The following is a 12,805-nucleotide window of genomic DNA, read 5'->3' as shown; positions in this document are numbered from 1 at the left end:
CGCGGAGGGTCAGCCGGCGCCAGCGTGCTCTCATGACGCACGCAGCGCGTAACCCACACCGCGGACGGTGTGGACGAGGCGGGGGAGGCCGCCGGCTTCGGTCTTGCGGCGGAGGTACATGACGTAGACGTCGAGGGAGTTGCTGGAGGGCTCGAAGTCGAAGCCCCAGACCGCCTTGAGGATCTGTTCGCGCGTCAGGACCTGGCGCGGGTGGGCCATGAACATCTCCAGGAGCATGTACTCCGTGCGCGTCAGCTCCACGTGCTTGCCGGCGCGCGTCACCTCGCGGGTCGTGGTGTTCATGGCGAGGTCCTCGAACGTCATCACCTCGTCCGCGTCCGGCGAGGGGCCGGACGCGGAGGCGATCGCGGAGCGGCGCAGCAGGGCGCGGACGCGGGCGAGGAGTTCGTCGAGTTCGAAGGGCTTGGCCAGGTAGTCGTCGGCGCCGACGTCGAGTCCGGTGACGCGGTCGCCGACGGCGTCGCGTGCGGTGAGCATCAGGACGGGGACGGTGTCCCCGCGGCCGCGGAGCCGGCGGACGGCCGTGAGGCCGTCCATGCGCGGCATCATGATGTCGAGCAGGACCAGGTCGGGCTGCTCCTCCGCCACCGCGTCCAGCGCTTCGAGGCCGTCCGAGGCGGTCAGCACCTCGTAGCCCTCGAAGGCCAGACTGCTCTCCAGCGCGTCCCGCAGCGCGGGCTCGTCGTCCACGACCAGGACCCGGGCCGGCGCGTCGGACTCGGTGGCTGTCATCCCCGTTGCTCCTCGAAGCTCTCTGTGGTTGCTACGTCATACCGTGAGGCAATTGTCTGCCATGAACGGCGTCAGCTGTTGATGCTCTGGCCGGACTGCAGCTGCGGCAGGACCGCCTTGGCCGCGTTGATCGGGATCGAGAAGCCGAGGCCGACGCTGCCCGCCTCCGAGGAGCCGGAGCCGCCGCCGGAGTTGCTGCTCGAGTTGTACATCGACGCGTTGATGCCGATGACCTGGCCCTGGGTGTTCAGCAGCGGGCCGCCGCTGTTGCCGGGGTTGAGCGAGGCGTCGGTCTGGATCGCGTTGTAGGACGCGGTCTGCGAGGAGCTGCCCTGGTACGAGCGGCTGGAGTCGCCCTGCCAGAACGGGAGGCCGAAGCCGCCGTTCCCCTGAACGGTGGAGGGGCTGACGTCGACCTTGACGGGGCGGTTCAGCGCGCTGACGATGCCGGAGGTGACCGTGCCGGTCAGGCCGTCCGGGTTGCCGATCGCCACGACCTGGTCGCCGACCGCCACCTGGCCGGAGTCGCCGAGGGAGACGGTGGGCAGGCCGCTGACGCCCTGCGCCTTGATCACGGCCACGTCCAGGGACGCGTCGGTGCCGACGATGGTGCCGGTCGCGGTCTTGCCGTTGCTGAAGGAGATCTTGATCGTGCCGCCGTTGCCGTTCGCGGCGTCGGAGATCACGTGGTAGTTGGTGAGGATCTGGCCGGTCGAGGTCAGCACCATGCCGGTGCCGAGGTCCTCGCTGTTGCCGCTGTCGACGGTGATCTGCACGACGGCCGGGGAGGCGGCCTTGGCGATCGCCGCCACGTCGCTGGTGCTGGACTTGTCGCCGGTCACCACCGCGTTGGTGGCGTAGGCGGCGTGGTCGCCGGTCTTCTCGCCGATGAGGCCGCCCGCGACACCGCCCGCCAGGGCGGAGAGCACGGCGACGGCGGCGATCAGCGCGACCGGCCGCTTCAAGCGGCGCTTCGGCTGCGGCTGCTCCGGCGGCGGCCACGCGGCGCCCGCGGGGTCGACCGGCGGCTCGGCCGGCGGGCCGAACGGCGGCTGACCGTAGGGCGGCTGCCCGGAGGACCCGGCCGGCGGCTGCTCGGCGCTGAAGTAGTAACCCTGGGGCTGCTGCGGCGCCTGGGGCCCCTGCTGCGCGGCGGAGGGGTGGACCGTGCCCTCGAGGGGCTGGGTCTCGTGCGCCGACGGCTGGTAGCCGGGCAGCGGCGGCACGGACGAGGAGTACGGGTCGTCTGCGTGGTTCCGGGGCGTCTCGGTCATGGCAATACCGTCGGCCCCGCACATGAGAGGTCCCTGAGAGCACTGTCAGAACCGGGGTAGAACCCGGCGAGAGCCTTGTGCGGCACCCGGACGGGCCAGCGCCGCGCAGGGCCTAGCAGCCGCAGCTGCGCCGGATCACCAGGCGGCTCGGGAACTTCCGGATCCGCGGGGTCTCCGAACCCGGGACCGCCAGCGAGTCGTCCAGCACCAGGTCGACCGCCGCCTTGGCCATCGAGTCCCGGTCCGAGGCGACCGTGGTCAGCGGCGGGTCGCAGAACGCCGCCTCCTGGATGTCGTCGAAGCCGATCACCGCGAGGTCCTGCCCGACGGTGAGCCCGACCTCGCGGGCGGCGCGCAGCACGCCTATCGCCTGGTCGTCCGTGGAGCAGAACAGCGCCGTCGGGCGCTCCCCCTCCGGGGCGCCGAGCAGCTCGACGGCGACCTGGTAGGCGCCGTAGCGGTCGAAGGGCGCGTCGATGAGGCGGCCCTCGGAGGAGACGCCGGCGGCCGCCATGGCCTGGCGCCAGCCCTCGATGTGGTCGACGACCGGGTCGCCGGGCGCGGGCGCGTTGACCGGGCCGCCGAAGCAGGCCACGTACGCGTGGCCGTGGTGGTGCAGCAGGTGTTCGACGGCCAGCTTCGAACCGCCGATGTCGTCGGTGACCACCGCGATGTCGTCGGAGTTGTCCGGACGGCGGTGCAGCAGCACCACGCGGGCGTCGCTGTGCGCGGCGAACTCCTCCTCGGCGCGCTGCGAGGGGCCCTCGGAGATCAGGATCAGGCCGGAGACGCGCATGCCCAGGAAGGCCCGCACGTAGTGGATCTCCCGGTCCCCGGTGTAGTCGGAGTTGCCGATGAGGACGATCTTGCCGCGTTCCGACGCGGCGCGTTCGACCGCATGGGCGAGCTCGGCGAAGAACGGCTGGCGCGCGTCGGGCACCACCATGCCGATCAGGTTGGTCCGCCGGCTGGCCATCGCCTGGGCGACGCTGTTGGGGCGGTAGCCGAGCTCGGCTATGGCGGCGAGGACGCGCTCACGCGTGGCGGGAGCGACGGGACGCGGTCCGTTGTTGATGACGTAGCTGACGACCGCGGTCGAGGTCCCCGCCAGTCGGGCCACATCGTCGCGGGTCACCTTGGGCATGGGCGGATTCTACTGGCAGGACGGCATGTCCGGACCAGAGGGCGGTCGGCGCCCTCGGCCCACGAACCTTCTGTGACGCGTCTGTGTGCGGGTGACGTGGACAGGACGTCAGACCTCGACCTCGACGTCGGCCTCCGCGGCCACGTCCGCTCCGGACTGCCCGGAGCGGCCCGACCCCTTCTCGGACTTGTCCGGGACGACGAAGCGGTAGCCGACGTTGCGGACGGTGCCGATCAGCTGCTCGTGCTCGGGCCCGAGCTTGGCGCGCAGCCGCCGGACGTGGACGTCGACCGTCCGGGTCCCGCCGAAGTAGTCGTAGCCCCAGACCTCCTGGAGCAGCTGGGCCCGGGTGAAGACGCGGCCCGGATGCTGCGCGAGGTACTTGATGAGCTCGAACTCCTTGAAGGTCAGATCCAGCACCCGGCCCTTGAGCCTGGCGCTGTAGGTGGCCTCGTCGACGGAGAGGTCCCCGTTGCGGATCTCCATCGGGCTCTCGTCGGCGACGACGGACTGGCGTCCGATGGCGAGGCGCAGCCGCGCCTCGACCTCGGCCGGGCCGGCGGTGTCGAGCAGGACGTCGTCGACGCCCCAGTCGGCGGTCACGGCGGCGAGGCCGCCCTCGGTGACCACCAGCAGCACGGGCGCGCCGGGTCCGGTCGATCGCAGCAGCTGGCACAGGCCGCGGATGTGCGGCAGATCACGGCGGCCGTCGACGAGGATGACATCGGCGCTCGGGGTGTCGACGAGGGCGGAGCCCTCGGCGGGCGCGACGCGGACGTTGTGCAGCAGCAGTCCGAGGGCGGGCAGCACCTCAGCCGACGGCTGGAGGGCGTTGGTCAGCAGCAGCAGCGAACTCATACCCGGTTAGTCCCCTTTCCGGGTGGGCCGGTGGCACTTCCGTACGGCACATCGGTACCCCGACGGCGCACGTCGTCGGGCGCAGCCGGTAACGTCCGGCTCTCGCACGAACGTCCGTATCTCGCGTTCACAAAGCACAAAAGGACCCGGGGGCGACACTGCCCGGATCCCTCTTGACTAGGAGAATAGCCCACATGGACGCCCCAGCGAAGAGTGCTGTCCGTCTCATGGACACCTCCCGTTCCTGGCGCTATCCGGCGCGGGCGCGGCTGATCACGTCGGACGGCGTCACCCTCCACGCCGAGTATCTCCCGCCGGGTGACGGCGCGTCGGGCGATGTGGTGGTCGTCCTGGCGCACGGATTCACGGGGGCGGTGGAAAGGCCCGCGCTACGGCGCGCGGCGCGGGTCTTCGCGCGGTACGGCGGCGTCGTCACCTTCTCCTTCCGCGGCCACGGGCGCTCCGGCGGCCTCTCGACGGTCGGCGACCGGGAGGTCCTCGACCTGGACGCGGCCGTCGCCTGGGCCCGCTCGCTGGGCTTCGCGCGCGTCGTCACCGTGGGATTCTCGATGGGCGGCGCGGTCGCCGTCCGGCACGCGGCGCTGTGCGGCGGGGTCGCCGCGACCGCGGCGGTGAGCGCGCCGGCTCGCTGGTACTACCAGGGCACGGTGCCGATGCGGCGGCTGCACTGGGTCGTGATGCGGCCGCTCGGCAGGGTGGTCGGCCGCCTCGGACTGAAGACGCGGATCGACCCGAACGAGTGGACCGAGATCCCGCTGCCGCCGGTCGCGGCGGCCGCGCAGATCACCGTGCCGCTGCTCGTCGTCCACGGCGACGCCGACCCGTACTTCCCGCTCGACCATCCGCGCTCGCTGGCGCAGGCGGCGTCGGCGTCCTCGCCGAAACCGGAGCTGTGGATCGAGCCGGGCTTCGGCCACGCGGAGAACGCCGCGCCGGAGCCGCTGCTGGAGCGCGTCGCGGCGTGGGTCACGGCGGTGCACGAGGAGTCGTCGGAGGAGTCGCCCGGGGAGCCGCCGGCGGCGCGCTGACCTGGCTCGCGTGACGGTTGCGCGGGTGATTAGCGATGATGGCCCGCATGCAAGGTGCGACGGAGACAGTCAAGAACGGCGTGATCCGCTACTGGGCGGCCGCGAAGGCCGAAGCGGGCACGGCCGAGGAGCCGTACGCGGCGGTGACGCTCGCGGAGGCGCTGGACGCCGCGCGTGCCCGCCACGCCGAGCACCCGCGCTTCGCGCAGGTGCTCGCGCACTGCTCGTTCCTCGTCGACGGCGCCCAGGTCGGCAGCCGCGACCACGCCGCGGTCACCCTCACGGAGGGCGGCACGGTCGAGGTCCTTCCCCCGTTCGCGGGAGGATGAGCGACGCCATGAGCGACTACCAGCAGAACTTCTCGGGCTTCCCGATCGACCCGGCCGAGGGCGACCAGGAACGCACCGCCTACCTGCCTCCGATGCCGCCGTCCGTGCCCCCGGGCCAGGCCCCCGGGCAGCACCCCGGGCAGGTTGCCGGGCAGCTTCCTGGGCAGGGAGCGCCGCTGTACCCCACCGGCTCCGCAGGTTCGCCTGTCTCCGCCGCGGAGACCGCCTTGCTGCCGCCCGTGCCGGGCGCACCGGCCCAGGCGGCCGACCCGTCCTCGGCGGGCCAGTCGCGCTTCGGCCACATCGAGGCGAAGTACGGCACCACCGAGCTGCCGCAGCTCCCCGACCCGACCGCGGCCCAGGCTCCCCACTTCCAGGCCCCGGAGTACCAGGCTGCGGAGTTCCAAACCGCAGGGTTCCAGGCCCCGGAGGGGCAGCCCTCCGCCTGGCCCGAGGGCTGGGAGCGCCCTGCCGCACCCCCGTCCACCTGGGCCCCGGCCCCGGCGGCACAGCCGCAGCAGTCTCCGTACCCCGGCCCGCAGGCTCCCGGCGCTCCGGTCGCCTCCGGCGGCCGGGCCCCGGGCGCTGCGGGCTCGCGACCGGCTGCGGGTCCTGGTGGCCAGGCTGGTTTCGGCGGGGCTGGTTCGGTGCCGTCTTCGGGCTACGCCCCCGACCAGCCGCCGTACGGTGCCCCCGCCGCAGGCCCTGCGGGCCCGCAGGCCGGGTTCGGCGGTCCGCAGCAGCCCGGGGGTCCCGGCGTCCAGCCCGGTTTCGGTGGTGCAGGTCCCCTCCCGCCCGAGGGCTATGCCCCCAACCAGCCGCCGTTCGGCGAGCCGGTCGCGGGCGCTGCGGGCTCGCAGCAGCCCGGGGGTCCCGGCGGCCAGCCCGGCTTCGGTGGTGCAGGTCTCCTCCCGCCTGAGGGCTATGCCCCCAACCAACCCGCGTTCGGCGAGCCGGTCGCGGGCGCTGCGGGCTCGCAGCAGCCTGCGGGTCCTGGCGGCCAGGCCGGTTTCGGTGGTGCTGGTTCGGTGCCGCCCGAGGGTTATGCCCCCAACCAGCCGGCGTTCGGAGCTCCAGGCGCGCACGCGGCGTTCGGCGGCCCGGAGGGCCGGCCCGGTTTCGGCGGTGCGGGTGCGGCCCCGTTCGGGGGTCACGCTGTCGGTGGTCCTGCGGCCGCGCAGGGCGCAGGACCCCTGGGCGGGTTCGCCGGGGCGCGGCCGGGCGGTGGGCCGGGGCTCGTCGAGGAGCGGCTCGGGGCGGACGGCGGGTCGCTGCGGGAGGCGTTCGCGTCGGCCGCGCCGACGGGGCCGGGGCGCGGAGCGCCGGAGGGCGTGCACGTCGGGGCCGTTCTCGCGCCGGGGCAGTCGCCGCTGGAGTTCGGTGGCGGCTCGCTGCGTGAGGCGTTCGCCGGGGCGCACCCGACCGGGCCGGGCGTCGCGCCCGCCGCGGCCGGGACGGCCGCCGCCCCCGCGCCGCAGGCGCGGACCGGTTCGCCGATCATCGACCCGGGGATCCAGCCGGCGGCGATCACGCTGGGCCTCGGCGCGCTGATCGGGGTCGCCGCCCTCGCGGGCAAGTTCGGCCTGGTCGTACCGGTCGCGCTGCTGCAGGCCGTCACCGCCGCCGGATGGTTCCGGTTGAACGGGATGTGGCCCGCACGTCAGGGCATCGCCCTGGCCGCGCTCGGCGGCTTCGTCGCGGACGCGGCGATCCTGGCCGCTTCCGCGCACTCCAGCGGGCCGGCGATCATCGCCGGGACACTGGGCGCGTTCTTCATGCTGGTCCTGATCCTGCAGATCTTCCGGCCCAGCAACCCGGACGAGCGCTTCTACGCGCTCACCGTCTGCGCCTCGGCCACGGTGGTCACCGTCCTCGCGGGCGGCTTCCTCGCCGTAGGCTCGGGCAAGGCCGTGCTCGCGGGCGCGCTCGCCGCGGGCGTGAGCGCCGCGGTGTCCGCCGCGCTGCGCAAGCCGCCTCTGGTGGGCTTCGCCGCGGGCGGGTTCCTGGGGCTGCTCGTGGGCGGCGGCCTGGCCGCCGCGACGGGGCTGGGGCTGACGCAGGGGCTGCTGCTGGGCCTGGGCGCGGGCGTCTGCGCCCTGATCGGTCGCCGTGTCGCCGCGTACGACTTCCCGTCGCGGTTCGTCCACATGACCGCGGGCGTGGCCCTGCCGCTCGCCCTCGCCGCGCCGATGGTGTACCTCATCGCGCGCTGATTCCGATGCGCACGCGGGGCCGGGCAACCACACCGCCCGGCCCCGCGTCCCATTCAGGGATCATCCGACCATCGACAGAGCAACCGAGGGGATCCGACACCCGATGCGAAATCTGCGTCGCCTGCTCATAGTCCTGGTGCTGCTCTTCGGCATCTTCGTCACGGTCGACCGCGTCGCCGTGCGCTTCGCGGAGGACCAGGCCGCCTCCAAGATCCAGTCCGCGCGCGGCCTCGCGCAGAAGCCGAACGTCACCATCGAGGGCTTCCCGTTCCTGACCCAGCTGATCGGCTCCAAGCTGGACGAGATCAAGGTCCACGCCAACGACGTGAAGGATCCGCAGAGCAAGGTGGAGCTCGCCTCGCTGGACGCGGACCTGACCGGGGTGAAGATCTCCAGCGACTACTCCAGCGCGATCGCGGACCACGCCACCGGCACGGTGGTGATCACCTACGACTCCCTGAACGCCGCGCTGCCCGCCGGCACGAGCGTGACCTACGGCGGCCAGCCCGGCAAGGTGAAGGTCAGCACCAGCATCGAAGGCCAGTCGATCCACGGCACCGCGGACATCTCCGTCGTGGGCGGCGACAACATCGGCCTGAACCACCTGGACACCGGCAACCCCCTCCTCGACCTGGGGGCGAACATCTTCGCCCCGTCGGTGCCGGTGGCGGGCCTGCCGAGCGGCCTGAAGCTGGACTCGATCCAGGCGGAGGCCGACGGCGTCTCTGTCGCGGCCTCCGGCACGAACGTCAGCCTCAACGGCTGACCATCCACATACCGAGACAGACTGTCCACTCCCGTGCTCCGGGGCGCGGGAGTGGCTTCTCCGTGTGCGCCCGTTGCGGTCGCGCGACGCCCGTGAAGGGTCATCTGTCTCTCATTACGGACCAATCTGTCTCACTATTCAATACTTTGGTGACAGTGCCCGACCCGTTCCCTAGCATCGTTGCCATGAAGCGACAGGCGGACCTCACGAAGCGGCGGGCAGTAGACCTGTGTCGCGTCGCTGCCTGCCTCTGTCGAATGCGCTGACCGGGCCTTCTTTTCGCCCACCTTCGCGCATATCCCGCGCTGCTCCGCACCGCCGAGCGGCGTGCCTGAAAGACTCCTGCCGCACGTCCCACGATCCGGACTCCCCTCCGGACCGATCGGCGCGCGCGGCGCCCCAACCTTCCGCAACTGCCCCGGAGGAGTTTTCCCATGAGCCGTAGTGACGTCCTGGTCAGCGCCGACTGGGTTCAGGACCACCTGGACGACCCGAAGGTCGTCGTCGTCGAGGTCGACGAGGACACCAGCGCCTACGACAAGAACCACATCCGCAACGCCGTGCGGATCGACTGGAAGAAGGACCTTCAGGACCCGGTCCGCCGCGACTTCGTGGACCAGGCCGGCTTCGAGGCTCTCCTCTCCGCCAAGGGCATCGCCAACGACGACACCGTCGTCCTGTACGGCGGCAACAACAACTGGTTCGCGTCCTACGCCTTCTGGTACTTCAAGCTCTACGGCCACGGCGACGTCAAGCTCCTCGACGGCGGCCGCAAGAAGTGGGAGCTCGACTCCCGCGAGCTGGTCGACGGCGCCAAGGTCCCGGACCGCGCCGCCACCCAGTACAAGGCCCAGGCCCAGGACACCTCCATCCGCGCCTTCCGCGACGACGTCGTCGCCGCGATCGGCAACAAGAACCTCGTCGACGTCCGTTCGCCCGACGAGTTCTCCGGCCGCCTGCTCGCCCCCGCGCACCTGCCGCAGGAGCAGTCGCAGCGTCCGGGCCACGTCCCGACCGCGAAGAACATCCCGTGGTCCAAGAACGCCAACGACGACGGCACCTTCAAGTCGGACGACGAGCTGCGCGCCCTCTACGAGGCCGAGAACGTCGACCTGGGCAAGGACACCATCGCCTACTGCCGCATCGGCGAGCGCTCCGCGCTCACCTGGTTCGTGCTGCACCAGCTGCTCGGCCAGACCAACGTCAAGAACTACGACGGCTCGTGGACCGAGTACGGCAGCCTCGTCGGCGTGCCGATCGAGCTCGGCTCCAACTGAGCAGGCCGCGCCAAGCGAAGCAAGGAGAGCAAGAACATGTGTGGAGCCAAGGCCGGAGGGCCCGAGCTGGCAGGAGTTGACGTGGCCAACGAGACGATCATCCAGGGTTCGGTGACCCGCGACGGCGAGCCGGTCAACGGCTACGTGCGTCTGCTGGACGCGAGCGGCGAGTTCACCGCCGAGGTCCCGACCTCGGCGACGGGCCAGTTCCGCTTCTTCGCGGCCCCGGGCACCTGGACGCTGCGCGCGCTCGTCCCGGGCGCCACGGTCGACCGTGCGGTCGTGGCCCAGCAGGGCCAGTTCACCGAGGTCGCCATCACCGTCTGAGCGACGCCGTGACCGAGCCCCCTTCCGGCGCTGCTTCCAGCGCTGCCGGAAGGGGGCTCGTGCGTTGGCGGCGTTCTCGGCGTTCTCGGCGTTCGTGGCGTTCCGGATCGGGCCTGCGCGGGAAGACTGAAGGCATGCAGTCACGACGGCGGCACTGGTACTACGCCCTGATGGGGATCTGCCTGCTCCTGATCGTGCTGGCGTGGAACGTGGTGCGCCTGTGGTCGGTGCCGGCGGCCGTGGTGATGAGCCTGGTGGCCATGGTCATCCCGCCCGTCGCCGCCATCGTCGCCAACCGGCGCGGCCCCGACGACGTGTGGTGGGACGACCCGTCGGTGAGTCGGCGTGTCCCGGGCCCGAGGCGGCCACGTCAGCCCCGGTCCCACTGACTGATCCTCCGCCTCTCGGATGGCGGGCCTCACCGTGAGCGGACGCGACCGGCCCACTAGAATGCCGCGCAGGAATGCTTTCCCCACTGGTGAGGACACGCAATGTCTGGCCTTGAGATCTTCTTCGACACCCTGCTCGGCGTCATCGCGGTCGCCATCGTGTGGTTCGCGTACTACTCCGTCACGAAGCTCTACCAGGGCCAGCGCTGATCATGATCGAGATCCCCTCCGGCCTCCACAAGGACCTCGTCTCCCTGGCCTTCCTCCTCGGCACCTGGGAGGGCGCGGGAGTCTTCGAGCCTCTCCCGAACCAGGCCGGCGCCGGTGAGGAGAAGTGCAACTTCGGCCAAGAGATCATCTTCCGGCACGACGGCCGCCCCTTCCTGGAGTTCCGCTCCCGCACCTGGGTGCTGGACGAGCAGGGCGAGAAGGTCCGTCCGCTGGAGAACGAGTCCGGATTCTGGCGGGTGACCGGCAACGCCCACGGCACCTCCGGCGTGCGCGAGATCGAGTTCTCCTCGGTGCGCGACGACGGCACCGTCGAGATCTGGTACGGCGAGCTGGCCGACGGCAAGCCGCAGATCGACATCGCGACGGACGCGGTGGCCCGCATCGAGGGCGCGCCCGCGTACACCGGCGGCAAGCGCCTGTACGGCTACGTCAACGAGGACCTGATGTGGGTCGGCGAGAAGGCCGCCCCCGAGGTCCCGCTGCGGCCCTACATGTCCGCACAGCTGAAGAAGGTACTCAGTCCCGCCAAGCTGATCGAGGACATCGCGGACCTTCCGGACGACGGCATCGCGTTCTTCCGCTGAGGCGTCCCACCGGGTCACTGGCACCCCATGGGTGAAGTCCCGTACCCCCCTAGACTCGGGGGTGCGGGACTTTCGCGTTCGCGGACCGGACGGACCAGACAGGGGTTTGTTTCTTGTGAGCAGCGGCAGTGGCATCGACTGGCAGACGGACCTGCGCCGGCGCGGGTACCGGCTCACGCCGCAGCGGCAACTGGTGCTGCAGGCCGTCGACGACCTGGAGCACGCCACCCCGGAGGAGGTCCTCACGGCGGTGCGCCGCACCGCCGCGGGCGTGAACATCTCCACCGTGTACCGCACCCTCGACCTGCTGGAGGAGCTGGGCCTGGTCAGCCACGCCCACCTCGGCCACGGCGCGCCCACCTACCACCTGGCCAGCCGCGACCAGCACATGCACCTGGTCTGCCGGGACTGCGACACGGTCATCGAGACGGACGTCGCCCTGGCCGGGCCGTTCGTGGAATCCCTGCGGCGCGCCCATGGTTTCGACACTGACATGAAGCACTTCGCCATCTTCGGCCGCTGCGCCGCCTGCACCGAGAAGGCGACCGGCACCGCCGACCAGGTTCAGGAGAACGACGCGTGACCACCCCCGGGACGACGACCGATTCCGCCTACCGCAGCCCGCTGCTCGACCGCCTGCCGGGTGCGGTCGCGGCCGACGGCGTGGACGCGGGCGTGGCCGCGCACTACGGCGACCTCTTCCGCGAGCAGCGCACGCTGGCCTCCGGCCGGGGCTTCGTCGACCTGTCGCACCGCGGCGTCGTGACGGTCTCCGGCCCGGAGCGCCTCAGCTGGCTGCACCTGCTGCTGACGCAACACGTCAGCGAGCTCCCGCCGGGCCGCGCGACCGAGGCGCTGATCCTCTCGCCGCACGGCCATATCGAGCACGCCCTGTACCTCGTCGACGACGGCGCCACGGTGTGGATCCACGTCGAGCCGGGGACGACGGGGGAGCTGGTGGCCTACCTGCAGAAGATGAAGTTCTTCGCGCAGGTCGAGATCGCCGACGCGACCGGGGAGTACGCCGTCGTCTTCGCGGCCGGAGCCGAGGGCCCGGCCGTTCCGGAGGCCGCGGCCGTGCGCCGGCTCGCTGACGGACGCGACCTGTTCGTGCCGCGCGCGGCCCTCGCCGACGCCGTCGTCGGCCTGGGTCCGGCGGCCGGCCTGTGGGCGTACGAGGCGCTGCGCGTCGAGGCGCACCGGCCCCGCCTGGGCTTCGAGACCGATCACCGCACCATCCCGCACGAGCTGGGCTGGCTGGAGACCGCCGTCCACCTGCAGAAGGGCTGCTACCGCGGCCAGGAGACGGTCGCCCGCGTGCACAACCTCGGCCGCCCCCCGCGCCGCCTCGTCTTCCTCCACCTCGACGGCAGCGAGGAGTCGCTGCCCTCCCACGGTGACCCCGTCCGCCTCGCCTCCGACGGCCCGGACGGCCGCCCGGTCGGCTTCGTCACGACCGCGGTCCGCCACCACGAGCTGGGCCCGATCGCCCTCGGCCTGATCAAGCGCAACACGTCTCCGGACGCCGCGCTGCTGGCGGGCCGGGTGGCGGCGTCGCAGGAGCTCATCGTGGAGGCGTGAGCCTCGCCGTCAGAACTCCGTCAGAACTCC

At 72.0% G+C, this 12,805-nt stretch carries 15 protein-coding genes; 11 read left to right on the top strand and 4 right to left on the bottom strand.

Annotation, left to right across the window (positions count from 1 at the left end):
- Positions 1-30: 30 nt before the first annotated feature.
- The 4 genes from TR50_RS02535 to TR50_RS02520 form a co-directional block, all read right to left on the bottom strand.
- Positions 31-753, bottom strand: coding sequence for a response regulator transcription factor (locus TR50_RS02535; protein WP_042413087.1), 723 nt, complete (start codon positions 751-753; stop codon positions 31-33).
- Between the two features lie 71 nt (positions 754-824).
- Complete coding sequence (locus tag TR50_RS49635) at positions 825-2,027, bottom strand: S1C family serine protease (protein ID WP_084699652.1); 1,203 nt, start codon at positions 2,025-2,027, stop codon at positions 825-827.
- A 112-nt stretch (positions 2,028-2,139) separates the two neighbouring features.
- Positions 2,140-3,171: a LacI family DNA-binding transcriptional regulator gene (locus tag TR50_RS02525; RefSeq protein WP_042413085.1), complete on the bottom strand. Its 1,032-nt coding sequence runs from the start codon at positions 3,169-3,171 to the stop codon at positions 2,140-2,142.
- A 108-nt stretch (positions 3,172-3,279) separates the two neighbouring features.
- Positions 3,280-4,029 (bottom strand): response regulator transcription factor, encoded by a 750-nt coding sequence (locus tag TR50_RS02520; RefSeq protein WP_042413083.1) that lies wholly within the window; start codon positions 4,027-4,029, stop codon positions 3,280-3,282.
- A 227-nt stretch (positions 4,030-4,256) separates the two neighbouring features.
- Between TR50_RS02520 and TR50_RS02515 the strand changes: the two genes are divergently transcribed.
- The 11 genes from TR50_RS02515 (at position 4,257) to ygfZ (ending at position 12,775) form a co-directional block, all read left to right on the top strand.
- Positions 4,257-5,078 (top strand): alpha/beta hydrolase, encoded by an 822-nt coding sequence (locus TR50_RS02515; protein ID WP_236654202.1) that lies wholly within the window; start codon positions 4,257-4,259, stop codon positions 5,076-5,078.
- A 47-nt stretch (positions 5,079-5,125) separates the two neighbouring features.
- On the top strand, positions 5,126-5,407 hold the full coding sequence (locus TR50_RS02510; protein ID WP_174514788.1) for a MoaD/ThiS family protein: 282 nt from the start codon (positions 5,126-5,128) through the stop codon (positions 5,405-5,407).
- Between the two features lie 8 nt (positions 5,408-5,415).
- Entirely contained in the window at positions 5,416-7,620 is a 2,205-nt protein-coding gene (locus TR50_RS42230; protein WP_052440593.1) for a hypothetical protein, read from the top strand.
- A gap of 103 nt (positions 7,621-7,723) precedes the next feature.
- Positions 7,724-8,386 carry an LmeA family phospholipid-binding protein gene (locus TR50_RS02500; protein ID WP_042413079.1) on the top strand — a complete coding sequence of 221 codons (663 nt, stop codon included), beginning with the start codon at positions 7,724-7,726 and terminating at the stop codon, positions 8,384-8,386.
- Between the two features lie 185 nt (positions 8,387-8,571).
- Positions 8,572-8,652, top strand: coding sequence for an Ms5788A family Cys-rich leader peptide (locus TR50_RS50045; RefSeq protein WP_369405619.1), 81 nt, complete (start codon positions 8,572-8,574; stop codon positions 8,650-8,652).
- A gap of 168 nt (positions 8,653-8,820) precedes the next feature.
- Complete coding sequence (locus TR50_RS02495; RefSeq protein WP_042413077.1) at positions 8,821-9,663, top strand: sulfurtransferase; 843 nt, start codon at positions 8,821-8,823, stop codon at positions 9,661-9,663.
- A gap of 36 nt (positions 9,664-9,699) precedes the next feature.
- Entirely contained in the window at positions 9,700-9,990 is a 291-nt protein-coding gene (locus TR50_RS02490) for a DUF1416 domain-containing protein (RefSeq protein WP_042413075.1), read from the top strand.
- A 134-nt stretch (positions 9,991-10,124) separates the two neighbouring features.
- Complete coding sequence (locus TR50_RS02485; RefSeq protein ID WP_042413073.1) at positions 10,125-10,379, top strand: DUF3099 domain-containing protein; 255 nt, start codon at positions 10,125-10,127, stop codon at positions 10,377-10,379.
- A gap of 212 nt (positions 10,380-10,591) precedes the next feature.
- Positions 10,592-11,194, top strand: coding sequence for a heme-binding beta-barrel domain-containing protein (locus tag TR50_RS02480; protein ID WP_042413071.1), 603 nt, complete (start codon positions 10,592-10,594; stop codon positions 11,192-11,194).
- 115 nt (positions 11,195-11,309) lie between these two features.
- Positions 11,310-11,777 carry a Fur family transcriptional regulator gene (locus tag TR50_RS02475; RefSeq protein ID WP_084699651.1) on the top strand — a complete coding sequence of 156 codons (468 nt, stop codon included), beginning with the start codon at positions 11,310-11,312 and terminating at the stop codon, positions 11,775-11,777.
- Positions 11,774-12,775: a CAF17-like 4Fe-4S cluster assembly/insertion protein YgfZ gene (ygfZ, locus tag TR50_RS02470; protein WP_042413067.1), complete on the top strand. Its 1,002-nt coding sequence runs from the start codon at positions 11,774-11,776 to the stop codon at positions 12,773-12,775. The genes TR50_RS02475 and ygfZ overlap by 4 nt, the downstream gene beginning before the upstream one ends.
- Positions 12,776-12,805 lie beyond the last annotated feature (30 nt).

The sequence above is a fragment of the Streptacidiphilus anmyonensis genome, from assembly GCF_000787855.1.
GTDB lineage: Bacteria > Actinomycetota > Actinomycetes > Streptomycetales > Streptomycetaceae > Streptacidiphilus > Streptacidiphilus anmyonensis.
This window is presented reverse-complemented; position numbering and strand designations above follow the sequence as displayed.

Coding starts and splice junctions, on each gene's coding strand:
- TR50_RS02490 (WP_042413075.1), top strand. CDS start 9,700: ATGTGTGGAGCCAAGGCCGGAGGGCCCGAGCTGGCAGGAGTTGACGTG.
- TR50_RS02515 (WP_236654202.1), top strand. CDS start 4,257: ATGGACACCTCCCGTTCCTGGCGCTATCCGGCGCGGGCGCGGCTGATC.
- TR50_RS49635 (WP_084699652.1), bottom strand. CDS start 2,027: ATGACCGAGACGCCCCGGAACCACGCAGACGACCCGTACTCCTCGTCC.
- TR50_RS02495 (WP_042413077.1), top strand. CDS start 8,821: ATGAGCCGTAGTGACGTCCTGGTCAGCGCCGACTGGGTTCAGGACCAC.
- TR50_RS02535 (WP_042413087.1), bottom strand. CDS start 753: ATGACAGCCACCGAGTCCGACGCGCCGGCCCGGGTCCTGGTCGTGGAC.
- TR50_RS02510 (WP_174514788.1), top strand. CDS start 5,126: ATGCAAGGTGCGACGGAGACAGTCAAGAACGGCGTGATCCGCTACTGG.
- TR50_RS02485 (WP_042413073.1), top strand. CDS start 10,125: ATGCAGTCACGACGGCGGCACTGGTACTACGCCCTGATGGGGATCTGC.
- TR50_RS42230 (WP_052440593.1), top strand. CDS start 5,416: ATGAGCGACTACCAGCAGAACTTCTCGGGCTTCCCGATCGACCCGGCC.
- TR50_RS02525 (WP_042413085.1), bottom strand. CDS start 3,171: ATGCCCAAGGTGACCCGCGACGATGTGGCCCGACTGGCGGGGACCTCG.
- TR50_RS02480 (WP_042413071.1), top strand. CDS start 10,592: ATGATCGAGATCCCCTCCGGCCTCCACAAGGACCTCGTCTCCCTGGCC.
- TR50_RS02520 (WP_042413083.1), bottom strand. CDS start 4,029: ATGAGTTCGCTGCTGCTGCTGACCAACGCCCTCCAGCCGTCGGCTGAG.
- TR50_RS50045 (WP_369405619.1), top strand. CDS start 8,572: ATGAAGCGACAGGCGGACCTCACGAAGCGGCGGGCAGTAGACCTGTGT.
- TR50_RS02500 (WP_042413079.1), top strand. CDS start 7,724: ATGCGAAATCTGCGTCGCCTGCTCATAGTCCTGGTGCTGCTCTTCGGC.